Source organism: Sphingobacterium chungjuense (assembly GCF_011316935.1).
Lineage (GTDB): Bacteria > Bacteroidota > Bacteroidia > Sphingobacteriales > Sphingobacteriaceae > Sphingobacterium > Sphingobacterium chungjuense.
In genome coordinates this window covers 310,909-335,528 of record NZ_WLYS01000003.1, presented here as the reverse complement: position 1 = coordinate 335,528, position 24,620 = coordinate 310,909, and the positions used below count along the sequence as shown (strand labels likewise).

The following is a 24,620-nucleotide window of genomic DNA, read 5'->3' as shown; positions in this document are numbered from 1 at the left end:
ATAAGCATATGAAACATAATTTCGGTGCCGGACCTTGTATCTTACCAAAGGATGTCTTTGCGGAAGCTTCGCAGGCAGTTTTAGATTTTAATGGAACAGGTTTGTCTATTTTGGAGATTTCGCACCGTTCGAAGGAGTTCGAAGCAGTGATCGCTGAAGCAGAAAGTCTGGTTCGCGAGCTGTTAGAAGTGCCAGCAGGATATAGCATTCTGTTTTTGCAAGGAGGTGCTAGCCAACAATTTGCCATGGTACCTTTTAACTTGCTTCCTACATACGGTCGTGCGGCTTACCTCGATACAGGTACGTGGTCGTCCAAAGCGCTTAAAGAAGCGAAAAACTTCGGAGCGATCGATGTAGTAGCGTCTTCTTCGGATCGTAATTATAGTTATATACCAAAATCATATGCCGTGCCAGCAGATGCTGCGTACCTACATTATACATCAAATAATACCATTTTTGGTACAGAGATCTTTGATTTGCCGCAGGCAGATGTACCATTGGTATCTGATATGTCGTCTGATATTTTTAGCCGCGTGGTCAATGTAGCTGATCATGGATTGATCTATGCCGGTGCACAGAAGAATATGGGGCCTGCTGGCGTTACGTTAGTTGTGGTGAAAGATGAGTTGCTGGGTAAAACTGGTCGCACCATTCCTTCAATTTTCGACTATCAGCAGCATGCTAAAGCAGATTCCATGTACAATACTCCGCCGGTATTCTCTATATACGTGTCTGTGCTCAATCTGCGTTGGTTGAAAGCCAAAGGTGGGGTGAGTGTGATGGAACAAGAGAATATCATCAAAGCCCGTCAATTGTACGAAGAGATTGATCGCAATCCATTCTTCCGTGGTACGGCAGAGGTAGAAGACCGTTCACGCATGAATGTGACTTTCGTGATGACCAATCCAGCATTAGAAGAGGAGTTTTTGGCGCTAGCCAAAGAACGCGGTATGGTCGGCCTAAAAGGACACCGTTCAGTTGGCGGTTTCCGTGCGTCGATCTACAATGCATTAGGTATATCATCTATCAATGCCTTAACTGATTTGATGCGTGAGTTTGAAGAAACCCATAATTAAGTGACATTTAAGTATTTATTTTAGCATGAGAATATTAGCAAATGACGGGATAGATCCGATCGGACAGCGCTTGTTGGAAGAGGCAGGATTTACCGTAGATACCGTACACATACCACAAGCCGAATTAGCAGAAAAACTGCAAGCATACGATGCGATTACCGTGCGTAGTGCCACTTTAGTTCGTCAGGAATTAATTGATGCTTGTCCAAACTTAAAAGTTATTGGACGCGGTGGTGTCGGTATGGACAATATAGACGTCGATTATGCCCAATCTAAAGGCGTAATCGTCATCAATACACCGGCAGCTTCTTCGCACTCGGTAGCAGAATTGGTTTTTGCGCACTTCTTGAATGGCGTTCGCTTTTTGTACGATTCTAATCGCAAAATGCCGGTAGAAGGAAATACCAAATTCGGTGGTTTGAAGAAAGCGTATGCAAAAGGTGTAGAGCTAAAAGGCAAAACCCTAGGTGTGGTCGGTTTTGGTCGTATTGGTCGCGAAACGGCCAAGGTAGCATTGGGTCTGGGAATGGATGTGGTCTATTCTGATCTATTCGAAGGCCCATTCACTTTACCATTGTCTCTATCTGGTAATATTGAAGTTGAAGTACCGGTGAAGCAACTTTCCTTTGAGGAGCTTTTGCCTGTAGCAGATTTTATCTCCCTTCACGTGCCATTCACAGATAAGGCAGTGCTCGGTGCAGAAGAGTTTACGAAAGTAAAAGATGGTGTTGGTATTGTCAATGCGTCACGCGGTGGCGTGATTGATGAGTTGGCTTTAGTAGACGCGCTAAATTCAGGTAAAGTGTCTTTCGCTGGCTTAGATGTGTACGATAGCGAACCTACGCCACGCGTAGAATTGCTACAGCATCCGAAGATCTCCTTGACACCACATATTGGTGCGGCGACTAATGAAGCACAAGAGCGCATTGGCGAAGAACTCGCTAACTTGCTGATCGCAAATCTCAAGAAATAATCATAAAACGATTGAAATAGCCTTTAAAGTGCTATCTTCACCCAATTTACGCTTGCGTGCGCAGTGATGTAGCACGCAAGTGTACGTTAATTAGTATCCATAATAAGTATATATTCTAATGAAAATTCTAAAATTCGGTGGCACTTCGGTAGGGAGTGCGGCGCGTATTCAAGGGTTGCTCGAAATTGTAGCACCTGCGGAACGTCAGATTGTAGTGTTGTCGGCCGTTTCGGGCACGACCAACGCATTGGTGGAAATTGCACACGCTTTTGCTGGCGCAAAGACAGAGGAGGCCAAACAGCTGATTAAGAAGCATAAGGATAAGTACGAAGAACTGATTAAGGAGCTTTTCGCTACCGAGGAAGGCTATAAGAAGGGAAAGGATTTGATCGATCATCATTTCGAAAGTATTTCATCTTTCGCAAGCGATTTGTTTACGCCATCGGAGGAGAAGATTATATTGGCGCAAGGCGAATTGTTATCGACCACCTTGTGGCATTATTATCTCGAAGAATTGGGCATTGCTTCGGTATTGCTTCCCGCATTGGACTTCATGAAAATCGATGAAGATAATGAACCGATGATCGAGTTTACCGCAGAGAAATTAGGCGCAATTCTGAATCAGCATCCAGACAATACCTTATTTATTACGCAAGGATTTATCTGTCGCAATTCATTTGGCGAGATTGATAATTTGCGTCGTGGTGGATCAGATTATACCGCTTCGCTCATTGGCTCGGCTATCCGTGCCGAAGAAGTACAAATCTGGACGGATATAGACGGCATGCACAATAATGATCCGCGTGTAGTACACGGTACCACACCGATTCGTCACCTAAGTTTCGACGAAGCGGCCGAGTTGGCCTACTTTGGGGCGAAGATTTTGCATCCGCAAAGCGTATTCCCAGCACAACGCTATAATGTGCCCGTACGTCTATTAAATACCATGGATCCGCAAGCTCCAGGCACATTAATCAGTAAAGAAGGCGCGCAAAAAGGCGTGATTCGTGCCGTAGCCGCCAAAGACGGTATCACGGCAATTCATATCCAGTCGTCACGGATGTTGTTGGCGTATGGTTTCTTACGTCGTATTTTCGAAATCTTCGAACGCTACAAGACGCCGATCGATATGATCACGACTTCTGAAGTTGCCGTGTCGCTTACCATTGACGATACCACCAATCTAGAAGATATCATCAAAGAAGTAGAAGATTTTGGCTCCGTATCAGTAGATCGTGAGCAAACCATCGTTTGCGTGGTGGGCGATTTCAGCTCCAATGCACATGGTTACGTAGGAAGAGTGCTCGAAGCGGTAAAACACCTGCCTGTGCGTATGGTGTCTTATGGTGGGTCGGATTTTAACGTATCTGTCTTATTAGATACCGAGCACAAAACCGAAGCGCTACGTTCTTTACATCACCGTTTATTTTAACAACACAACCCGTTTGATGTCATATTTTGATTCCAAGCTATTAGCACAATTCGAAGGGATGGAAACGCCCTTCTATTATTATAATTTAGATCTGTTACAACAAACCTTGTCGGAAGCCAAAGCGGCGGCAGACAAGCGTGGTTTTCACGTGCATTATGCGCTAAAAGCTAACTTCAATCCGCGCGTACTTTCTACAGTTCAAGCTGTAGGATTTGGAGCAGACTGTGTGAGTGGCAATGAAGTTCAGAAAGCCATTGAAGTTGGTTTTCCTGCTTCTCAGATTACCTTTGCCGGTGTCGGTAAATCCGACAAAGAGATTCGTACGGCTTTGCAACACGGCATCTTTGCGTTCAATGTTGAATCCATCCAAGAGATGGAAATCATTGACGGTTTAGCTGCCGAGATGGGCGTGCGTGCCAATGTTTCGCTGCGCATAAACCCCAATGTAGATGCCAAAACGCATCAATACATCACCACCGGATTGGACGAAAACAAATTTGGCTTGCCCAATTCGGAATTGGAGCGCGCTGCTGCTGTTCTCCGTAACTGTACGAATGTCGATCTGGTAGGTCTTCACTTTCATATTGGATCGCAGATTACGGATATGAATGTATTCAAAAGCCTTTGCGTAAAGGTGAACGAATGGAAAAACTGGTTCGAAGAACGTGGAACGACTATCCGCGTACTCAATGTGGGTGGCGGACTTGGGGTGGATTATTACGCGCCAGATGAACATCCGATTGCAGACTTCGAGACCTATTTTGATATTTTTGATCGTTTTCTAGAGCGTACACCCAACCAAGAAGTACATTTCGAACTAGGTCGCGCTTTGGTCGCACAATGTGGATCATTGATCAGCAAAGTGCTCTATACCAAAAATGGCGTAAAGAAACATTTCTTGATCCTCGATGCAGGTATGACGGAGCTAATGCGCCCCATGCTGTACCAAGCGTACCATAAGATTGAAAAAGTAGGAGCGGGAGCGGAGGATACGACGAACTATGATGTCGTTGGACCCATCTGCGAAAGTACAGACGCATTTGGTAAGGAAGTTCCATTGCCCGTTAGCGAGCGTGGCGACTTGATCGCCATTCGTACCGCTGGTGCGTATGCGGAAGTGATGGCTTCTCGCTATAATCTACGCGACGAGGTGCGCTATTGCTATGCGAGTGAAGGTCAATTGGAGTTGGCCAATATCTAAGCTTAGACAAGCTTTATACGATCAAATCAGGCTTATTTTACGGGTATGAATATCATTCCTGTAGAATAAGCCTGATTGCGTTAAGTGCTGTATTGAAAAGATTACTGTGGATCTGTATGCTGATGCAGGATCTTTTTGGCGATATCTGCTATGAGGGGATAAGTATTTCCAAGGATGGTGTCAAAATCTTCCACGTCAATCCACGCCGCTTCATCAATGTCTTCTTCTAGTTGCGGGATCAGGTCGGGCGATTTGTTGATGCCCATCTCGTACCAATTCGTTTGCTTGAGCACCATTCGGCCACGCATTGTATACGTATGATAGGTGGTGCAATATTTTGCACCCAAGTAATCTATCTTCACACCACATTCTTCTTCCACTTCCCGTTTTGCAGCAGAGCGTGTTTTTTCATCTTCCTCTAATTTGCCTTTGGGTAGATCCCATTTGCCCAAGCGATGGATAAATAGGTATTCGCCATGTCCGTTCTTCACAATGCCGCCTGCCGCCTTTATCACTTTTGTATCTTCCAATAGGTTTTTGAAGTAGGTGCCGGGGTCGGAGAGGATTGCTAAGTATGTGACAGGATCAGCATTAGTCGCGCTTGCTTTAAAAAGTTTTTCTAGATCAATTTCTTGTAAACCAATCGTTTGAGGATTGACGGAGTGCTGTGGTACGAAATCTGCTAAAATTAGCAGGTTCTGGTTCATATAAATTTTATAAATTTGCGGCATGAATAACTACAATGAGGTTGAACAAAAAATTGCTGAATCGCTTCTGCAAATTAAAGCAATTAAATTGCAACCTAAAAACCCTTTTACTTGGGCATCGGGTTGGAAATCGCCTATTTATTGTGACAATCGGATCACACTATCTCATCCATCTATCCGAACCTACATCAGACAAAATCTATCGCAACTGATTCAAGAAGAGTACGGTACGGTAGATATGATCTCGGGTGTAGCGACTGCCGGAATCCCTCAGGGAGCGTTGGTAGCACAAGATTTGGGTCTTCCATTTACGTATGTTCGCGGTAGCGCAAAAGAACACGGTCGTCAAAACCTGATCGAAGGTGAAGTAAGCGGCGGACAGCGCGTGGTGGTGATTGAAGATTTGGTTTCTACCGGAAAAAGTAGCTTAGCTGCGGTTCAGGCATTACGCGAAGCGGAATGCAACGTGGTCGGATTGGTTTCTATCTTTACCTATGGACTAGATGCTGCTGAAGAAAACTTCAAAGAAGCTAAATGTAAGTTGCACAGCTTGTGTAACTACGATGCATTGATCCATGTAGCCTTGCAAAACGGTTACATCATGGAGGCCGATATGGAGGTACTACAAGACTGGCGCAAAAATCCTTCTACTTGGGGGAAATAATTTTGGCCTGTTAGTTGTTCTGGTATTCGTAAAAAACACTTGATATGACTATTATTCAAAATTCCACCGTAATACAAAAGCCAGTTGGCGATGTGTATACGTTCTTGTCTGATCTAAACAATCATGAGCAATTGATGCCAGACAATATTTACAACTGGTCATCCACTGCCGATGAAGCACAATTCACCATCAAAAATATGGCGAAGTTAGCGTTGAAAATCAGTCAGCGTGTGGAGAATAAAGAATTGACCTGTGTACCGACTAATGATACGCCTTTTGAAGTATCACTTCATTGGAAGGTAGAAGAGGCTGGAGAGGGACAAACTAAAGCAACCTTCATCATCGAAGCGCAATTGAACATGATGATGAAAATGATGGCTTCTGGTCCTTTGCAGAAACTGGTGGATCATCAAGTAGCTCGATTGAAAGAAGTTTTAGGCTAGCTCTAGCTTTTACAGATATATCACGAAGCGTGTAGGATTTCCTACACGCTTTCTTTTTGCGGCTCATGCCGGTCTGCGCATTCACATTTATTCCTTAATTTTGCGGGCATGACTACCTCCGATATTATTTCTTCAGATACTATTGTGGCGTTGGCCACGTCTCCCGGTGCCAATGGCGCAATCGCGGTCATCCGACTTTCGGGTGCAGATGCAATAGCTATTGCCAATTCGGTATTTAAGGGAAAGGATCTGTCAAAACAGGAAACGCATACTTTGCATTTTGGTACGATCCGAGATGGCGATGTGATTATTGATGAGGTGGTGATTTCCTTGTTCAAAGGGCCAAACTCCTATACCAAGGAGCATGTCGTCGAAATCTCGACGCACAACTCCAATTATATTATCGAGCGTATCTTGAGCTTATTAATACGCCACGGTGCTCGCGCAGCTAAGGCAGGAGAGTTTACCTTACGCGCTTACCTCAACGGTGGCTTGGATCTGTCGCAGGCAGAAGCGGTAGCCGATCTGATTGCTTCGGAAAATAAAGCATCGCATGAGATTGCGATGAATCAATTGCGTGGCGGTATCAGTAGCGAACTGCAACGCATGCGCGAGCAATTGATCAACTTCACGGCCTTGCTGGAGCTGGAGTTGGATTTCGGGGAAGAGGATGTAGAGTTTGCTGATCGCTCGGAGTTCTTGGCGTTAATTGGCACGCTTAAAGAGCATGTCACGCAGTTAATTAATTCTTTTGAATATGGTAATGCCATTAAGAACGGCGTGCCCGTAGCGATCATTGGAAAGCCAAATGCCGGTAAATCGACCTTGCTCAATACCTTGCTCAATGAAGAGCGTGCTATTGTGAGTGATATTGCAGGTACTACGCGCGACACCATCGAAGAGATGATGACGATTGATGGCGTGACGTTTCGCTTTATTGATACGGCGGGATTACGAGAAACGCTGGATACGATTGAAGCGATCGGTGTGGCACGAGCCAAAGAAAAGGTGGCTGCAGCGAAGCTTTTATTATACTTATACGATTCTTTGAACAATACCGCGGAGGAAGTAATCGAACAGGTGAAAGCATTTCACCGTGACGGTTTGATCACCATCTTGGTGCGCAATAAGATTGATTTAGAAGGCGGATATTTTGCCAATGATTTTGACGATCAGATTAAAGCAGCACTTATCGGCGGCGGCTATGCAGATGAGATTGTGGCGCTGTCGGCCAAAGATCCGGCTTCTGTCGCTCGCTTAACGAGTTCTTTGGTCGAAAGAATTCGTGGTCTCGTATCCGATAATCAACAGGTGATTACCAATATTCGCCATGTGGAAGCACTGAAATTAGCTTTTCAATCGATGGAAGATGTGGATCGCGGTTTTCAAATCGGTCTTTCTGGCGATTTGCTGGCATCGCATCTGCGCGATGCGCTCCGCCATATCGGTACGATTACCGGGCAGATTGATGTAGATCGAGATATACTGGGTACTATTTTCGGAAAGTTCTGTATTGGGAAGTAGTTTGGGAGTAGTTAGATAAGAGTAGATATTAGTAAATAGATATAGAGCACTGGAAATGTACTATTTTCAGTGCTTTTTTGTGGTTTAGGTTTTGGAGCGATATGCTTTTAGATATCCTTGCCACAATGGTTGCTATTCTATTGGCACAGATTCACAATTTTAGTATCATAGTCTTTATTTATTTTCGCTGTTTGAGCCGAATAACATTATTAATCGGCTCATTATTTCGATATATTTGAGTTGAATATATCTTTTAATCGGCTCAAGATGTACAATTGGCAATTTAAAAACTGGCCTAACTTCACGTATTCGCTGTAAGAAATTCCGGCTATTGCAATATCCTTTGCAGCGGAATTCGGGTTAACTGTGATCTAAATCATTACTCGCCCATACATCAACCATTGCGTCACTCGAGTCTCGCCTTACATTCGGCATTGATTCAGGTTTCTAAGTATAGTTTCAATACAGTTCTAATACAGTAACAATACATAAAATGCCTATGTCAGTTACACTAACAATACACTAACGATACGGGAAAGGTTAAGGAGACGTGAATCTAACGTGAATTAATGGTGAATCAATGGCTAAGTAATATCCAATAGTCGCACTGTACTACCTATACATACTGTTTATGAAAAACCAATTGTAATATAGTACTAACGGTATTTCGTAACGCAATTCTTGATAACATAACAGTATTTTGATAAGCACCTTTTTCCAACGTTGATATTCATTAACATTAACTGATGACGATGTATTTTTTTCTGATTATCAAGTAAAAATTCCTGTTTCAACATCTTTTATAATGATAATTTACTTATGTTTGGTATTAATTTAGACTTATAATAAATAAAGACAGTTGTATGAAGACTTATCAATTAGCCCTACTACTTTTCGGTCTGGGTACAGGTGTAGCCTCCGCGCAGAGCCAGAACGTTTTTTTGAGCCGTGATTTTTGGGGGAAGAATCCTAATCTCACCGAGGTTAAGACCTTAACGGCAGCAGGAAATAGTCCGTCTGAGTCGAACGCAGCTTCTTTTGATGTGACCACGATGGCCATCAATAGCGGTGCATCTAATGATATCATCTTTTATTTATTAGAGCAAGAAGGCAATCCGGTTGATAAGAAAACACACCACAGTCGCCATTACCTACACTGGGCTGCAGCAAATGGCAATAAGGAAGTAGTAGACTATCTATTGCAAAAAGGCGCTGATGTAAATTATGCAGACAGTTACGGCGTACCCATCGCAGCCTATGCAGCAGGTGGTGGCAATACCAACACCGCTATTTATGATGCGTTGTTTGCCAAAGGCGTCGATCCGAAGAAAACCTATGCAGATGGTGCAACGCTTATGATGTTGGCTGCGCCAAGTGATGATGATCTAGCCTTAGTGAAATATTTCGAATCCAAAGGACTATCCATTAAAGATAAAGATGCACACGGACGTACCGTAGCAGATTATGCCACCAAATCTGGTAAGACCGATTTAATAGAAAAATTGATTCAACGTGGATCTGAGTTGACGGATAATGCCTTATTTTTCGCTAGCCAAGGATTTCGTCGTGGTGAATCCAATGGCTTGGCTACGTACCAATTCTTAGTAGAAACCAAAGGACTAAATCCACAAGCCATTAGTCACGATGGTAGTACCGTATTGCATGGTGTCGTACGCGGTGGCAATATGGAAATCATTAATTATTTCTTAGGCAAAGGCGTTGCGGTTACTAAAGCCAACAACGATGGTACAACGGCATTGATGTTGGCTTCGGCTGGTCAAAATGCGGCTACGGTAGAAGCGCTATTAAGTGCTGGTAGCGAGGTGAATGCCACAAATGAAAAAGGAGAGTCGGCATTGACCTTAGCAATTAGCAATGGCTCACCAGAAATCGTGAAGCAATTGTTAGCCAAAGGTGCTGATGTGACTTTATTAAACAAAGACGGATACAATTTGGCGTATTACTGGTTCAACTCGTACCGTGGCGGTGCAGAGCGTGGAGCAAATCGCGAAGGTGCGGCGCCGATTGGAGCGAGTCCGTTCGAAGAAAAATTAACATTGCTGAAAGGCAAAGGAGTGGACGTGTCTGCGCCACAAACAGATGGTAGCTCACTATTCCACTTGGCAGTAGCAAAAGAGAACATTGCATTAGTAGAACAGGCTTCGAAATTAGGTGCCAATATCAATGCACAAGATAAGGAAGGCGTAACGGCTTTGCACAAAGCTGCCCTGATTGCCAAAGATGACAGGATGCTGAAAGCATTGGTCGCATTAGGCGCGGATAAATCTTTGAAAACGGAATTTGACGAGACAGCCTACGATCTAGCACAAGAAAATGACTTTTTGTCTAACAACCTAGTTTCTACAGATTTCTTAAAATAAACGCATGAATATAGTTACAAAAACAGGCTTAGCTTTGGCTTTGGGTGTCGGTTTTATCGCTTCCGCTGTGGCGCAGTCCAGCAAATACAAATGCATGATTCAGATGAATGCGTACGAGGGCGAAGCAGCCTACGTGATCATCTCTCTAATCAATCCACAAGGTGGTTATGAAAAAACCTTGTCGGTATTGGGGCCAGACAAGCAATGGTACAACACCTTGAAAGAGTGGTACAAATTCCAAACTAAAACCAAGGAAAAGTTGCACGCTGTGACAGGCGCATCGGTGGGTGGTGGTGACCGCGCCATTAAGGTATTGGAAATCGATAACGATAAATTGAACAAAGGCTATAAGTTGCGTTTTGAGTCGGCGGTAGAAGAACAGAAATACCATACGACCGATGCGGAAGTCGCACTGACGACAGACGGCATCACCGCACGCACCAACGGAAAAGGGTATATTCGATTTGTAAAACTGACGAAAGCCCAATAGATTACCCACAATGACATTATCGATTTGGAGATATGCGCACCTTTTATTGGCGCTCATATCCTCCTTATTTTTGCTTATACTATCCCTTACCGGCGTCATATTAGCGTACGATGCGGTAGACGAAAGCAGCAGCTCGTACCGCTCAGACGGATTAGACACTGTTTCTGTTGCGCAGACCATCCGCATCATCAAAGATCTCTATCCGGAGATTATCGAACTTTCGATAGACAAACAATCTAGAGTATACCTGGATGCGCTGGATGCCGAAAGCGAATCTGTGAAAGGCTACATTGATCCGCGAAGCGGAATGCTTCTTGGGCCAGTGGCCAAAAAAAGTGATTTCATCCAATGGACAACCACCTTACATCGCTCCCTCTTTCTGCACGAAACAGGGCGTATTGTAGTGGGCGTAGTTTCCTTTCTATTATTGCTCATCACCCTGACGGGAATCTTGTTGATCGTAAAAAGACAGCAAGGTTGGCGGCACTTTTTCAAAAAAGTGCATCGTGATTTCTTCGCGCAGTATTTTCATGTGGTGAGCGGAAGGGTGATGCTTATTCCGGTCTTGATGATCTCGCTGACGGGTACCTATCTTTTCTTGTCGCGCACGGGCATTTTAAATAAAACAGAAGCCGTACAGGAGTATGATCTGGAAGAGCGAACGGAGGAGGAATGGATCGATAATCAGCTTGCGCCAGCCGACTTTCCCATCTTTCAAGATATTATGCTCGACGAAGTCGAACGAATAGAATTCCCATTCTTAGAAGATGATCCAGAAGAATATTTTATACTCACCTTAGCCGATCGGCAGATCACGGTACATCAGCTAAGTGGTGAGCTGGTTTCAGAAACGCGCTATGCCTATGCCGCTGTCTGGGAAAAACTGAGTCTGGATTTACATACCGGGCAGACTAATCGCGTCTGGGCAATCGTGTTGGGATTGGGCGCGCTTAATATCCTCTTCTTTATCTATTCTGGTTTTGTCATTACCTTTCGCCGCACCGGTACGAAGATCAAAAATAAATACCGCGCCGATAATGCCGAAATCATTCTGCTATACGGATCGGAGAATGGTAGCACCTTGGCCATGGCCAATCGGGTGCACAAGCAATTGTTGGATCAAGGCGAACGTGCTTTCCTGACCAATATCGATCAATACGGCATTTTTCCGAATGCGCGTGAACTGGTCATTTTTACCTGTACGTATGGTTTGGGCGAAGCACCGAGCAACGCGAAGAAATTCGAACAACGCTTAGTGGATTATCCGCAACGGCAGCAAGTAGGTTTTTCCGTTTTGGGATTTGGATCTACCTCTTATCCCGATTTTTGTGCCTATGCCCATCAAGTTGATACAATGCTTGCAGCGCAGCCGTGGGCAGGTCGTACGGTAGCATTGCACACGGTGAATGATAAATCCACTGCGGATGTAGCTGCTTGGGCACAGGCGTGGAGCAAGGAAACCTTGCTGACTTTGGCGACAGCCGAAAGTATTTATGCTGCTGCGCAGCCCCGTCTGCAAGAGCTGGAAGTGATCTCCAAAACAGATATCACTGGCGATCAAGACCCTGTCTTTCAAGTGGTATTGAAACCTAAAAAACGAAGCCGCATTACTTCGGGCGATCTTTTGGCCATCTATCCCGACAATGACGCGAAGGAACGGTTTTATTCCATTGCCTGTATTGAGGGGAATATACAGCTCATCGTGAAACTGCACCCCAACGGATTAGGCTCTGGCTATCTCCATCAGTTGCAAGTGGGAGAGCAGATTGCAGCTCGCCTGTTGGCGAATGCGCATTTCCATTTGCCAAAGAAAGCCAAGCATGTGGCGATGATTGCCAATGGGACAGGAATCGCTCCTTTCCTAGGGATGGTGGCGGCTAATAAAAAGAAGCGAGCTATTCAATTGTATGCAGGTTTTCGCTATAAAACGCTATCAAATGAAGGTTATGCGGCCTTTGCCCATGAGCAGATTGCACAACAACGATTAGCTGGCTATCAGGTAGCCTATTCCCGCGAGGAAAACAGTCAATATGTATTGGATTTAATCCGTCGGGACTCGTCGTACTTTGGCGCGTTGCTGCGCAATGGTGGTGTCATCATGATTTGTGGGGCATTGCAGATGCAACGGGATGTAGAAGCGATTCTGGAAACCATTTTGGCAAACGCCGGGGCGAACAATCTCGAATATTACCGAAGCAAGGGTCAACTTTTAACGGATTGTTACTAATGCAGTTTGCGCGGATTCACATTGGTCGGCTCACGCTAGCATTTGGTGCTTTACTCTTGTCGGTAGGTACGTCACTGGCACAGGATGTCATGCTCACCCGACAAGCCACTTTGATGGGTTCGGTTTTTACGATCACGGTGGTGGATACCGATTCTGCAGTAGCAAATCAACATATCGATCAGGTTGTCGCCGAAGTAAGTCGGATCGAAAACCTGATTTCGGAATGGCAACCGCAAACGCAAATTTCACAAGTAAATCAACAAGCTGGTATTCGACCCGTGGTGGTCGATCGCGAAGTATTTGATCTGACTAAGCGTGCATTAGCTTACTCCGAGTTATCGGAAGGCGCATTTGATATTAGCGTTGCTGGGCTGGATCAGGTTTGGCAATTTGATGGGAGTATGACCGAATTGCCCGATCGGGAAATGGTGCAACGTAGCGTGCAACATGTCGGATACCAATACATCGTATTGGACAGCGCTGCATCCAGCATTTATCTGCGTAAAAAAGGCATGAAGATCGGTTTTGGATCGATTGGCAAAGGATACGCTGCGGATAAAGGCCGGGAATTGATGCAGCAAGAAGGGGTGAAAGGAGGCATCGTGAATGCTTCGGGGGATTTGGCCACTTGGGGAAAACCGCCTAGTGAGCGCCATTGGAAAATAGGATTGAATCATCCGTTTCGCCAACACAAAATCATGCAGGTTTTACAATTGGGAGAGGAAGCGGTGACTACATCGGGCAGTTATGAAAAGTATGCCGAAATCGCCGGCATTCGCTATGCGCATATCATTAACCCAAAAACAGGCTATCCATCTACTGGGCTCACCAGCGTCAGTATTTACGGTCCATCGGCCGAAATGGCCAATGCGCTCAGCACCTCCATCATGGTTTTGGGGGCAAAAAGAGGGAAAGTGCTCATGAAGGCATTTCCCCGTTATAATTATATCTTTGTGACGGATGCTGGTCGCGTCTTGAAAAATCGAAAGCAGTAATTTTTTCTTGAATTTTATCGGGATGAAATGGGGTAGCTATTCAGGAAGATCTGTTTTAGCGGAGATTTTCTTCAAGCTATTTGTGGCGGTTACATCGATCTTAATTGTATTTTTTATAAAAAAACTATATGTCTTTTGAATCTTTGGGTTTGTCGCCTGCATTAGTAAAATCACTGACAAATCAACAATATACAAACCCGACTGCGATCCAGCAAGCGGCTATTCCAGCTATTCTAAATAGAGAGGACGTATTAGGAATTGCTAAAACAGGATCTGGAAAGACGATGGCGTATGTATTGCCACTCTTGATGCATCTGCAAGATAATGTGGGCGTCAAGAACCGCCATGCGAATATGCTCATATTGGTGCCTACTCGGGAATTGGCGGAGCAAGTAAATACCGTATTTAAAACCTTTAGCCCAGCTTTAACACATCCTGTAAAGACGGTTGCGGTTTACGGCGGTGTTTCTATCAATCCGCAGATGATGGGTATGCAGGGCGTAAACGTACTTATTGCGACGCCGGGCAGGCTATTAGAACTGTTGGACAACAATGCGGTACATCTTTCTAGCATTAGTGCTTTGGTGCTAGATGAGGCCGATAAAATGTTGAATCTAGGATTCAAAGAGCAAATGGATCAGATTTTAAACCATCTGCCTGCGAAACGACAAAATATATTGTTGTCTGCAACACTAAGCACGGATCTGCAAAGCATCCAGCAGATCGTGTTATCTAACCCAACGGTGATTCAGATTGAAGAGGAAGAGGATTCTATAGAACTGATCAAACAGACGGCTTATCTGATGCCGCCAGAGAAAAAAGGTCCATATTTGCGCGAGCTGATTCAGCAAAAGGAAATGAGTCAGGTCCTGATTTTTGCCTCTTCGGTATATCAGGTGGATGCCGTGGTCAACAAGTTGAAAAAGAATGGTATCGATGCACGAGCGATCCACAGTAAGAAAAGTCAAGGTGCTCGGACGGAAGCATTGTCTCAGTTCAAATCGGGAAAACTTCGTGTCTTGGTAGCAACGGATTTAATGGCGCGAGGAATAGATATCCACTTCCTGCCCTTCGTGATCAACTATGAATTGCCTCGATCGCCTAAAGATTATATTCATCGCATCGGGAGAACGGGGCGGGCAGCGCAATCTGGAGAAGCCATAACACTGTTAACACACCTTGAACTACAGCATTTTGAAGTCATTCAGAAAAAAATGGGCAAAAGAGTCGAGTTGATCGATATCGAAAGACCGACGAACTAGTTTTTAAATTTCATCCAGATGAAATTCTATTACCGATTGCTGCTGTTATTTTAATCAGATAACCGCATAGATCTGTTATTTGAAAAAGGCTAGTGTTTCCTAGGGATGATACACTAGCCTTTTTTTCTGCGTGAATGCTAGTCGCCTTCGCTGATCTGATCAATCACATAATCCAACGGTTCTACGTTGCTTTCGGCGCCTACATAGCCCTTATTCTGGTTGATATTTCCTTGCGGATTTCCGTTAATGGCACTGATCGGAACAGGCCATAGGACGTGATAAGGACTCATCCGATAATTGATCCCAAAGTTGGTACGCACGCCTTTGTTATAAAAATCACTTTTGGCCATCACGCGATCGTAGAAATAGTTGTTTTCGGAGAAATTGGCTACGCTGTACGTTTTGCCTTCTTCCGATGTAGCACCTGTTTTGGCAAATATATACGCAACCCGCGTTACTTCCGTCTTCCGCGGTTCTTCATAGTACAATTCCCGCGCGCGCTCGTCAAGTACGGTACCGATATTTACTTCCGCGGTGGTGATGGGCTGGGCGTTAGCACGCGTGCGCACGGCATTGATATCTGCAGCGGCGCTGGCCAAGTCGCCTTTCCAAACGTACGCTTCTGCCCGCAATAACAATGTTTCTGCTAGGCGGAACACGTACCAATCGGAATTACCACCAGCGGGTTGTACGCGTTGCGGATCTTCTACAAATAGTTTGTAATGTGGCCAATCAAACCAGAATCGAATCGTATCGGTGGTCAGCAAACCGCCTGTGGCGTTGCGTTTCTGTAGCGGTTTTCCGTAGCTCGGATCGCTGCCTTTTAAGTTGGGCGAATTGTATACCAAGTCTTCCATGCGCATCCAGTTTCCTGGCGCGTGTCGCAGGTCGGTGTCATCCGTCCACAAAGTGTGCTGGCTGTACCAAGTCGGGCGTACGCGTCCGATTCCACGTCCGTATTGCAATACTTGCGGCAGCTCGATATTGTGTAGATCTGACATCGCACGATTGCCCGACGGCGTCACAATGCCGGCATTGCTCCAAAAAGGTAAACCATTTCGCATGGATTGTACGCCGCCCGATTGATTGCCATCTAGATTAATGCGATCGATCACTAAAAATAAGGCTTCGCGGTTGTTGGAAAGAGATTTATTCTCCGGCCGGTGCAAATCCCAGATTACATTGCGATTGGCATCGTTTGCCGTAGTTCCAAATCGCGACGTCATCAAGCTATAAGTGCCACCATTAATCACATTGTTGGCGGATGCAATGGCGTCGTCAAAGTAACCCAGCGCTAGATTTACTTTCGTCAATAAATGACTGACTGCACCTTTGGTTACTTGCCCTTTATTGACATTGTCGGGCACCCATTCTTGCGCAAATTCCAAATCTTCTTTGAGCTGTTCCAAGATCACTTCGCGCTTGGTGCTATAGAAGTCCAACTTCGGCTCGGTCGCCATAAAGAATACCGCAGGCACATCGCCAAACTGATGTACTAAGCGATAATAGCGCAGGGCGCGATGGAAATAAGCCGCACCTAAAAGGTGATTCTTTTCTGCTTCATTGGCATAATCCTGCGGTGCATCGATATAATGAATGGCTGTATTCGCATAGCGAATACCCCGATAGCCTTCTTTCCAATACCATTCGATCCGATTTTCGTATTCGATATTGTCGAGATCGCCGTCTGGCGTGATGGCTTGATTGAGGTCGATCGCTGGCCCAGGTTTGTCGGTACTGCCCGATACGGCGATATCCGAATAAATCATTTCGGTCACGATAGGAGCGCCATCGCCCATAAATTCAATACGCGCATTGCGCTCGCAAGCAACAAGCGTAGCCCATAAGGCGGCGGAACTTTGAAAGGTTTCGTCGGGGGTGTAGATAGATAGTGGCTTGGGCTCTAAGAAGGAGCGTTTGCAGCCTTGCGTGCTTGCCGCCAGCAAAAGGATCGCGTATACTGTATATTTTGAAAACGTGTTCATACGATGTGGATCTTTAAATAAATCGTTTCGTTATAAAGTGATGTCTAGTCCGATGGTGTAAAATCTTGGTGTTGGACCCGGGCCATTAGCTGGATCCCATTCTGGATCCCAGAACGACCATTCTGGCGCCCACATGCCTGCATTTCGCACGTTGGCAAATACACGCAATCCGCGCAGACGCAGGCGCTCCAACTTTTCAGCATCAAAGCTGTAGGCCAAAGAAATATTGTCTATCCGCACAAAAGAACGCTTGCGATACACATTGAAGCCAGTGGCGCTCCCTTCGTTGGAGTTGATTCGCGCCCATTCGTTCGAAGGGTTTTCTGGTGTCCAATAAGGGAATGCATAACTGTTTCTGCGGTCTGGAAAGCCATCACGACTTTTCAAGGAGTTGAAAGGCGACTGATGTCCGAATAGTGCATACATAGAGATGGAAGCAGAGAAGTTTTTGAGGAATTGAAAATCATTGCGGAACGACCAACGATATCTGGGCTCGCTGAATCCTAAAAACTGTCGGTCGGCATTGCTAAATCGTCCATCATTATTCACATCTTCTAAGCGATAATCGCCCGGTTGTAAGCCGTAACGTGCCGCTTCTTCTTCCTGCCCCAACTGATAAATGCCTTGCGCTTTCCAATCCCAGATGGCATCAATCGGTTGTCCGATAAACCAACGGTTTTGAATGTCATTGAGTTCCTGACCATCCGGTCCGTAATCGCGGTAAATATGTTTGATCGCGTTGCGATTTAGTTGAAATAATGCGGTGGAGCGCCAGCTAAAGTTCTCTTTAGAAATGTTTAAGGAATTCAACGTGACCTCAAAACCACGATTGCGCACTTCGCCCAGATTGTCCATCACATTGTCAAAACCAATTACGTTGGGTAGACTACGCAACACCAATAAGTCGGTAGAATTCATCTGGTAATATTCGAGGTTACCCGACAAGCGGTCGTTGAATAAGGAGAAATCTAACCCGAAGTTGTAGGACGTGTTTCTTTCCCAACGGAAGTTGGGATTTTGCATGCGATTCACCCAGAGTTGATTCGCTTGGATCACGGTGCCATCAGGTCGTACATACAAATATTTACCCGTGGTGAGATCGGCTAATGCTACGTACATATCACGACCTGAGCCCACATCTCGATTGCCGTTGCTACCCCAAGAGGCACGCAGCTTTCCATAATTAAACCAATCGACATTGAAAAAGGATTCTTCGGAGAATGTCCATGCCCCGGCGATGGAACCGAAGCCCGCTCTTGGATGACGCTGCCCGAAGGCAGAATATCCGTCGCGGCGATAGGTTCCGGTAATGGTGTAGCGATCTTTCAAGGTGTAGACCATACGCGCCATCAAGGCATCGCCTGTGCTGTAGCTGTCATAACTTCCGATGATGGGATTGATCCCATTGCCGATACCGTGATATCCCAGATCATCGTTCGGGTCAAAATTGTCGTTCGACATATTGTTGTCCCAGCGTTGTAGCTTCTCGGCATTGGCCAATAAAGTCACGTCAAAGCGGTGCATGCCGTCAAATTCCTTATTCCAATTTAGGATATTATCGACTTGCCAGAAGTAGGTCGTGCGTTGCTGGCGGCTCGCTCTTCCTCCAAAAGTGGCCCAGCTTTCGTGCGAGGAGCGCTCGTGATTGTAGCGTTCGTACAGCTCTAGGCGTGGTGTGAAATTGGTGGTAAAGGTAAAACCGAGCGGTAATTTCAGTTTCGCAAAAATAGTGCTGTTCAACGAGTTTGTGCGATCCTTGCGATCGGTATGAAAGGCATCGTAACCCGGGTTGACGCCACCAGAAACTTCGTTGTTCGGTCGCCACGTCAAGTTGCCATCTGCATCAAATTGATCGCCATAGGGCGATAGCGCCGTGATCTCTCCCCAGGCGTGTGGAATAGCGCTGTCATCTCTCGAAACGGCTTGTAAATTCATGCCGATCGATAGAAAGTTGGTCACATTGGCTTCTAAGTTGACTCTGGTGCGCAAGGTTTTGAACCGATCGCCGACGATAATGCCTTCGTTATCTAGGTAGCCTGCGCCAACGTAATAAGAAATATCTTTGTTTTTGCCCGATACGCTGAGGTTGTGATCCTGTCGCAAGCCGTTTTGAAATACTTGGCTGTACCAGTCTGTCACGTTCCCATTCATGTAATTGTCTACCTCGTTGGGTTGCAGGTTGAGCCGACGTAGCCAAACGCGCACGGGATCGCCCGAGGATTGATCGTAACCCAGCCAAGTATCCATACTGATATCGCTCGGCAGATTGCGTGGATCATCAAACTGAAAAGGTTGTGCATTTTCATTGATGCTTTTAAATACATCGGATCGCCAATTGACGAAATCTTGTCCCTGATGCACGGGCTGATTGATGGCCATTGTCGCTACGCCAATCGTCGTATTGTAGTTGATCAAGGGTTTGCCTTCCGTTCCTTTTTTGGTGGTGACTAAGATCACGCCAGAAGCTGATTTGGCACCAAAGACGGCGGCAGCACTCGCATCTTTTAGCACATCCACCGTTTCAATATCAGCCGGATTAATGTCTTCCCAAGCGCCGTAATAAATAGCGCCATCCAATACGATTAACGGACTAGTTCCGGCGTTGAGGGAAGTTCGACCACGAATTTGCAGCGAACCGCCGCCTTTGGCGCGTGAGCTAAAACCGACATTCAAACCGGCTACATTGCCCCGTAGTGCATCAGTTAATTGAGTAGGTGCTTCATTCTCTATTTTCTTCGCATTCAACGAAGAAACGGCGCCGGTCACATCGCGCTTGCGCATCGTACCATAACCAACGACAACGACTTCATCCAAATCGGCGGCCACAGCGCCCATCGTAACGTCTACATTGGCTTGATTTTGCACGCTGCGTTCTACATTGGGATAACCAATTAAAGAAAAAACCAGAATCGCGTCGGGCGCTACGTCTTCCAGTGTGTATCGTCCTTCGCTGTCGGTACTGGTGCCGATGTTGGTGCCTTTTACCTCGACGGTAACATTTTCTAAGGGATTGTTGGTTTCCGCTTCGCGGACTGCCCCTTGCACTTGTATCCCGTTTTGCGCCTTTGCGTGCGTAGATAGGAAAGAAAAGAAAACAAACAGGAGCAGTAGTTTGCATGCGACAGACGCCCAACCAGGGTGCCGCCTAGATAGCATCATCATAGGAGTAGAATTTTATGTTTATAATCCAGTTAGTGTGACTGACCAACGGTAATAGAAGCTATTGTGCGCCTAGAAAAGTTGGATTGACCTCGAAATCATCAAATTTATATGAGGTATGGATCAAAAGTAGGAATTCAGATAGGGCAGGGGTTGCCATATCGTATCAAAATATTGCTAAATAGTCTCATCGTCCTTAGCGAGCCTTAAGAACGATGATTGATAAAGTGGTTTGGTAAGTAGCTGAAATACTGTTCCTAGTTACTTCTGCGCTAATTTATGCTTAATGATAGCAAGATTCTCGTCCTTTTTTTGCTGCCGCATGGAGATTGCCGTGTGGGTAAAGTAATGATGATTTTCCAAAAACTTCTTTTGCAAGCTATTCCAATCGTTTTCGGTTTGTACGATGCCAAACATGGCTAATTCTTCGTACAGCTTATCGCCGATCACAAAAAAATCATTCCGCCCGAGGTAATCCAAATCAGCATCTGCGAGAATTTCTTCGAGATGGTTTTGAGGTGATTGTGGGATTTTGGTGGCCATAATCATCCCTTGAATCAAGGTGATGTCATCATCACTATAACCATAATCTGGGAGGTAGGATGCTGCGATTTCACAGGAACGCTCTTCATGGTTTTTAGATCCGTATATAAATCCGGTATCGTGAAAAAGTGCTGCAGTCATGATTAAGGTCAGTGTGTCGCCAGTGATACCCTCATTCTTTGCAATGCTTTCAGCCGCTTGAATCACATCTTTCACATGGGTCACGCTGTGATAAGAGAGATGACCGGGGAGCTCATCGCGCAATTTCTGAATAATTATGTCATGCAACTTATAGTATTCCATTCTGGTCGAATTATGCTTGGTATTTTTCTTTGGTAGATTTAACGAAGTACATCGGTATTTCACCTTTACCTTTGGCTTCTACTAATCCCCGGTCTTCAAATATATAATAATCTTTCACCAATTGATAAGTGGATTCAGAGATATTGATTTTGCCCGGTAGGCTATTTTGTTCTAGGCGTGCCGCTGTATTGACGGTATCACCCCAGATATCATACGCGAATTTCTTGACACCGACGATGCCGGCGACTAAAGAACCGGAATGTATACCAATACGAATATCGAGTGCATTACCTTCATTACGCTGCGCTTTTTCGCGGACGTATTGTAAGATATCTAGCGCCGCTAATACGGTCTGATGGGCGTGATTATTCGTTTTCAAAGGTAATCCACACACAGCGAGGTACGCATCACCGATAGTTTTGATTTTCTCTAAACCGTGTTTTTCCATGATTTGATCAAAAGCGGTGAAATCTTCGTGCAACTCGGCAATCATTCGCTCTGCGCCCCAGCGCTCGGAGTTTTCGGTGAAGTTGACAAAGTCTGTGAAGATCACAGTCACTTCCTCATGATAGCGGGTTTGGGTTTCGCCCCGCTCTTTGAGCTCCTCGGCGATTTCCTGCGGCAGGATGTTCAGCAGCAGTTCGTCGGATTTTTGCTTTTCTAATTGTAGGTCCTCTGTGCGAGTACGAACTTGCTCCTCCAATAATACATTTTGGTTTTGCAAAATATGTTGTTTCTCATGCTCTTGCTCCAAGGTCTTAGCCGAAAGGCGCTTTACTTCTGCTAACTGCAACTGCAGACTGGTATTGGTTCTGCCAAATTGATAAGCCAAATAGCCCGATATGGAAAGTGGAAACGTAATTAAAATGATTAAAAGTGCATTGCGGTTATTGCTATCTATAAAATTGTTGATGGGATTGCTTTTGCTTAAAAAGGAAACTAGGAATAGTATGACGATGTACGCAAAACAGGCCAAAATGCCGCCACCCACGATAAATGCAGGTCGCTCCCGACGCAACATAGCGCGCACGATGATGTAAAAGGATTCTACCAATACCGTGATGAGATAGAAAGGCAACAGCAGAACCATAATCAATGGTGAAATAAGTGCTGAGGCAAAACATAATGCTCCGATTCCTAACATGATAATACGACGTATTCGGCTGCGACCAAATAAGGTATTGGTAAATCCAGTAAGCGATACAGAAAACAGAATGAGTGTGAATACGGAAGCTTTGACGTAGAAAAGGTAAAGGTCGATCTCGTAGCTGTTTTGTATCTTGAAGATGAAGATGCAAAACAAACCAATAGATAAGTTATAGATTCCGAAATACAGATTGTACCAACCTTTGTAATAGAAGCAAAACAGTAGCAGGTGAACAACAGCTAATGCACAGAAAATACCGCCTAACGACATGAGTATGGTGGTCAACTGAGCATTCTTGGCAATCCCTTTTGCATAATAGGCATTGGCATCTCTAAAATTGATATTAAAGGTCTTGTAAGAACTTAGTAATCCTGCTCGGAAGCTGCCATCCATATCGTTTATCGTGTTTACGACGGGATGACTTTGATAACGTACTGCAATAACATGAATGCCCGTATCTGCCACGGAGAATGACTTTGGAAAACGCTTGCTCAATACGTTCAATGCAGGTTCGCCGGCTCCAATAACGCCGACAGAGTCGAGCAATACGCCATCCAAATATATCTCGGATGCACCATTTTGTGCGATGTCCAGACAGAGTGGCATTTTTAGTAAGTCTGGTGTCAGTCGAAATGACAATCGTAACCACGCGACCCCATTTTCATTTAACTTAGTTACCGCAGATCCACGGGGTGCCCACGCACTATCATCGTAATCCAGCGCCTTGAATTGTGGATCGTCTTGGTCAATGGTTTTCCAAAGCGAGTCCAATTCCATTTCTTCTTTTTCCTTTAAATTCTGAATAAGAAGCACCGTTTCTGGTTGTACTTGTTTTTGCGCTAAGAGGTTGGTGAGCATGCAAAAGGCAAAAAGTGGCAGTAAAGCCATCTGTTTATAACGAAGCTTTTTGCTAACATCTATAAGATTAGGCATTCTGAATAGTCAAAAATGGGCGATAAGGTTAATTATACTGCTAAATATAGGGCTTTTTTTCAGTTTTCAGCTGTGTCGAGATTTGATTATAAAAAAGAAACACCTGAAGTGGGGAACTTCAGGTGTTTCACTAACTAACCAATTATTAACCTAAATTATGAATACTTGTACATCTTCAATACTCGTGCCAAAAGATTTACGCTGTGTATATTTTACACTTTTTAACAATTTTGGAAGTACTGGGAGTATATCGCTACAATAACATATAAATCCCTAATTCATTACTGCGACTTCACCAAATCGTATACGCGCACATAGTCCACGGTAAAGGTAGCTGGAAAGGCTTCGCGGTCAACCCCTTCGGCACCACCCCAAAATCCACCGACCGCCAAGTTGATCAGCCAATGAAACTTTTGGTCGAATGGCCAGGTCTTAAAGCCAGATCCTTCGTTAGCGAAAGAGAACAATTCTTGGTCGTCTACAAAACCTTTGATGTAATCTGGTGTCCAATCGATGCGGTAGAGATGAAATTGCTCACGGGCATTTTCAATCTTACGGAAAGCCGTTTTTTGTGTGCCGATCGAGTGATGATAATCTTTGGTGTGCACACTAATATGTACCACATCTGGATCATAACCTACATGCTCGAGAATATCGATTTCGCCGGAATTTGGCCATCCGCCATACGTCCAATCAGTCGGGAGCATCCACACTGCTGGCCAAGTACCTTTGCCAGCTGGTACTTTGGCACGTACTTCAAATCGTCCGTACAGGAAATCTCCTTTCCCTTTGCTCACTAAGCGTGCAGAAGTATAATCTAGTCCTTCTTTTTGCTCGGGTAATGCATGGATGTATAGATGTCCATCTTTGACTTCCACATTTTTAGGATCAGCTTCTGTATAGTATTGTAATTCTTGATTGCCCCAACCGTTGTGTTGCGACCCTACATCGTACGACCATTTATTGGTGTCAGGCAATCCGATATTGTCAAATTCATCTGCCCAAGTTGGCTGAGCGGTGAATTTGTAATTTTTAGTACTATCTGTATTGCCTTTGGGCGCGACTTCCTGATGGTTCGTAACCGATTGGCATGCTCCAAAAGCCACGCAGGCTAGCGATGTGGCATATAAAACGTGGATTAATTTCATAGCGAATAGGTATAATCTTAAATTATG

At 45.0% G+C, this 24,620-nt stretch carries 18 protein-coding genes; 12 read left to right on the top strand and 6 right to left on the bottom strand.

The features are described from left to right. Window positions 1–8 precede the first annotated feature (8 nt). The 4 genes from serC to lysA all read left to right on the top strand — a co-directional run bounded on the left by serC (window position 9) and on the right by lysA (window position 4,682). Window positions 9–1,076, top strand: coding sequence for a 3-phosphoserine/phosphohydroxythreonine transaminase (serC, locus tag GKO22_RS09170; RefSeq protein ID WP_166334346.1), 1,068 nt, complete (start codon window positions 9–11; stop codon window positions 1,074–1,076). Window positions 1,077–1,101: 25 nt separating this feature from the next. Beyond that, entirely contained in the window at window positions 1,102–2,049 is a 948-nt protein-coding gene (locus tag GKO22_RS09165) for a D-2-hydroxyacid dehydrogenase (protein ID WP_166334344.1), read from the top strand. A 118-nt stretch (window positions 2,050–2,167) separates the two neighbouring features. Continuing rightward, a complete protein-coding gene (locus GKO22_RS09160) occupies window positions 2,168–3,481 on the top strand; it encodes an aspartate kinase (RefSeq protein ID WP_166334343.1) in 1,314 nt (437 codons plus the stop codon). Between the two features lie 16 nt (window positions 3,482–3,497). Then, complete coding sequence (gene lysA / locus GKO22_RS09155) at window positions 3,498–4,682, top strand: diaminopimelate decarboxylase (RefSeq protein WP_166334341.1); 1,185 nt, start codon at window positions 3,498–3,500, stop codon at window positions 4,680–4,682. Between the two features lie 101 nt (window positions 4,683–4,783). Here lysA and GKO22_RS09150 read toward each other — a convergent pair whose 3' ends face one another. Next, window positions 4,784–5,389: an NUDIX hydrolase gene (locus GKO22_RS09150; protein ID WP_240920233.1), complete on the bottom strand. Its 606-nt coding sequence runs from the start codon at window positions 5,387–5,389 to the stop codon at window positions 4,784–4,786. A 22-nt stretch (window positions 5,390–5,411) separates the two neighbouring features. Here GKO22_RS09150 and pyrE point away from each other — a divergent pair, with 22 nt between their 5' ends. From pyrE to GKO22_RS09110, 8 genes are all read left to right on the top strand, one after another. Then, a complete protein-coding gene (gene pyrE / locus GKO22_RS09145) occupies window positions 5,412–6,053 on the top strand; it encodes an orotate phosphoribosyltransferase (RefSeq protein WP_166334337.1) in 642 nt (213 codons plus the stop codon). A gap of 44 nt (window positions 6,054–6,097) precedes the next feature. Continuing rightward, window positions 6,098–6,496, top strand: a complete 399-nt coding sequence (locus tag GKO22_RS09140; protein ID WP_166334336.1) for an SRPBCC family protein — start codon at window positions 6,098–6,100, stop codon at window positions 6,494–6,496. Between the two features lie 108 nt (window positions 6,497–6,604). Next, a complete protein-coding gene (gene mnmE, locus GKO22_RS09135; RefSeq protein WP_166334334.1) occupies window positions 6,605–8,020 on the top strand; it encodes a tRNA uridine-5-carboxymethylaminomethyl(34) synthesis GTPase MnmE in 1,416 nt (471 codons plus the stop codon). Window positions 8,021–8,883: 863 nt separating this feature from the next. Next, the gene (locus tag GKO22_RS09130; RefSeq protein ID WP_166334332.1) at window positions 8,884–10,401 is read left to right on the top strand and encodes an ankyrin repeat domain-containing protein; all 1,518 of its coding nucleotides are present in this window, start codon (window positions 8,884–8,886) and stop codon (window positions 10,399–10,401) included. Window positions 10,402–10,405: 4 nt separating this feature from the next. Continuing rightward, window positions 10,406–10,891 (top strand): DUF2271 domain-containing protein, encoded by a 486-nt coding sequence (locus tag GKO22_RS09125; RefSeq protein ID WP_166334330.1) that lies wholly within the window; start codon window positions 10,406–10,408, stop codon window positions 10,889–10,891. Window positions 10,892–10,901: 10 nt separating this feature from the next. Further along, window positions 10,902–13,118, top strand: coding sequence for a PepSY domain-containing protein (locus GKO22_RS09120; protein ID WP_166334328.1), 2,217 nt, complete (start codon window positions 10,902–10,904; stop codon window positions 13,116–13,118). Continuing rightward, window positions 13,118–14,113, top strand: a complete 996-nt coding sequence (locus tag GKO22_RS09115) for an FAD:protein FMN transferase (protein ID WP_206367863.1) — start codon at window positions 13,118–13,120, stop codon at window positions 14,111–14,113. Before GKO22_RS09120 ends, GKO22_RS09115 begins: the two co-directional genes overlap by 1 nt. Before the next feature lie 128 nt (window positions 14,114–14,241). Further along, window positions 14,242–15,375 carry a DEAD/DEAH box helicase gene (locus GKO22_RS09110; RefSeq protein WP_166334326.1) on the top strand — a complete coding sequence of 378 codons (1,134 nt, stop codon included), beginning with the start codon at window positions 14,242–14,244 and terminating at the stop codon, window positions 15,373–15,375. Window positions 15,376–15,512: 137 nt separating this feature from the next. Here the strand turns inward: GKO22_RS09110 and GKO22_RS09105 are convergent, their stop codons facing one another. From GKO22_RS09105 to GKO22_RS09085, 5 genes are all read right to left on the bottom strand, one after another. Then, entirely contained in the window at window positions 15,513–17,360 is a 1,848-nt protein-coding gene (locus GKO22_RS09105) for a RagB/SusD family nutrient uptake outer membrane protein (protein WP_166334324.1), read from the bottom strand. A 30-nt stretch (window positions 17,361–17,390) separates the two neighbouring features. Further along, the gene (locus tag GKO22_RS09100) at window positions 17,391–20,522 is read right to left on the bottom strand and encodes a SusC/RagA family TonB-linked outer membrane protein (RefSeq protein WP_166334322.1); all 3,132 of its coding nucleotides are present in this window, start codon (window positions 20,520–20,522) and stop codon (window positions 17,391–17,393) included. Window positions 20,523–20,780: 258 nt separating this feature from the next. Further along, window positions 20,781–21,365, bottom strand: coding sequence for an HD domain-containing protein (locus GKO22_RS09095; protein ID WP_166334321.1), 585 nt, complete (start codon window positions 21,363–21,365; stop codon window positions 20,781–20,783). Between the two features lie 10 nt (window positions 21,366–21,375). Further along, a complete protein-coding gene (locus tag GKO22_RS09090) occupies window positions 21,376–23,400 on the bottom strand; it encodes an adenylate/guanylate cyclase domain-containing protein (RefSeq protein ID WP_166334319.1) in 2,025 nt (674 codons plus the stop codon). 326 nt (window positions 23,401–23,726) lie between these two features. Beyond that, window positions 23,727–24,593 carry a glycoside hydrolase family 16 protein gene (locus tag GKO22_RS09085; RefSeq protein ID WP_166334317.1) on the bottom strand — a complete coding sequence of 289 codons (867 nt, stop codon included), beginning with the start codon at window positions 24,591–24,593 and terminating at the stop codon, window positions 23,727–23,729. Window positions 24,594–24,620 lie beyond the last annotated feature (27 nt).

Excerpts from the sequence above, each read along its gene's own strand:
- serC (WP_166334346.1), top strand. The coding sequence starts at position 9 with ATGAAACATAATTTCGGTGCCGGACCTTGTATCTTACCAAAGGATGTC.
- GKO22_RS09165 (WP_166334344.1), top strand. The coding sequence starts at position 1,102 with ATGAGAATATTAGCAAATGACGGGATAGATCCGATCGGACAGCGCTTG.
- GKO22_RS09160 (WP_166334343.1), top strand. The coding sequence starts at position 2,168 with ATGAAAATTCTAAAATTCGGTGGCACTTCGGTAGGGAGTGCGGCGCGT.
- lysA (WP_166334341.1), top strand. The coding sequence starts at position 3,498 with ATGTCATATTTTGATTCCAAGCTATTAGCACAATTCGAAGGGATGGAA.
- GKO22_RS09150 (WP_240920233.1), bottom strand. The coding sequence starts at position 5,389 with ATGAACCAGAACCTGCTAATTTTAGCAGATTTCGTACCACAGCACTCC.
- pyrE (WP_166334337.1), top strand. The coding sequence starts at position 5,412 with ATGAATAACTACAATGAGGTTGAACAAAAAATTGCTGAATCGCTTCTG.
- GKO22_RS09140 (WP_166334336.1), top strand. The coding sequence starts at position 6,098 with ATGACTATTATTCAAAATTCCACCGTAATACAAAAGCCAGTTGGCGAT.
- mnmE (WP_166334334.1), top strand. The coding sequence starts at position 6,605 with ATGACTACCTCCGATATTATTTCTTCAGATACTATTGTGGCGTTGGCC.
- GKO22_RS09130 (WP_166334332.1), top strand. The coding sequence starts at position 8,884 with ATGAAGACTTATCAATTAGCCCTACTACTTTTCGGTCTGGGTACAGGT.
- GKO22_RS09125 (WP_166334330.1), top strand. The coding sequence starts at position 10,406 with ATGAATATAGTTACAAAAACAGGCTTAGCTTTGGCTTTGGGTGTCGGT.
- GKO22_RS09120 (WP_166334328.1), top strand. The coding sequence starts at position 10,902 with ATGACATTATCGATTTGGAGATATGCGCACCTTTTATTGGCGCTCATA.
- GKO22_RS09115 (WP_206367863.1), top strand. The coding sequence starts at position 13,118 with ATGCAGTTTGCGCGGATTCACATTGGTCGGCTCACGCTAGCATTTGGT.
- GKO22_RS09110 (WP_166334326.1), top strand. The coding sequence starts at position 14,242 with ATGTCTTTTGAATCTTTGGGTTTGTCGCCTGCATTAGTAAAATCACTG.
- GKO22_RS09105 (WP_166334324.1), bottom strand. The coding sequence starts at position 17,360 with ATGAACACGTTTTCAAAATATACAGTATACGCGATCCTTTTGCTGGCG.
- GKO22_RS09100 (WP_166334322.1), bottom strand. The coding sequence starts at position 20,522 with ATGATGATGCTATCTAGGCGGCACCCTGGTTGGGCGTCTGTCGCATGC.
- GKO22_RS09095 (WP_166334321.1), bottom strand. The coding sequence starts at position 21,365 with ATGGAATACTATAAGTTGCATGACATAATTATTCAGAAATTGCGCGAT.
- GKO22_RS09090 (WP_166334319.1), bottom strand. The coding sequence starts at position 23,400 with ATGGCTTTACTGCCACTTTTTGCCTTTTGCATGCTCACCAACCTCTTA.
- GKO22_RS09085 (WP_166334317.1), bottom strand. The coding sequence starts at position 24,593 with ATGAAATTAATCCACGTTTTATATGCCACATCGCTAGCCTGCGTGGCT.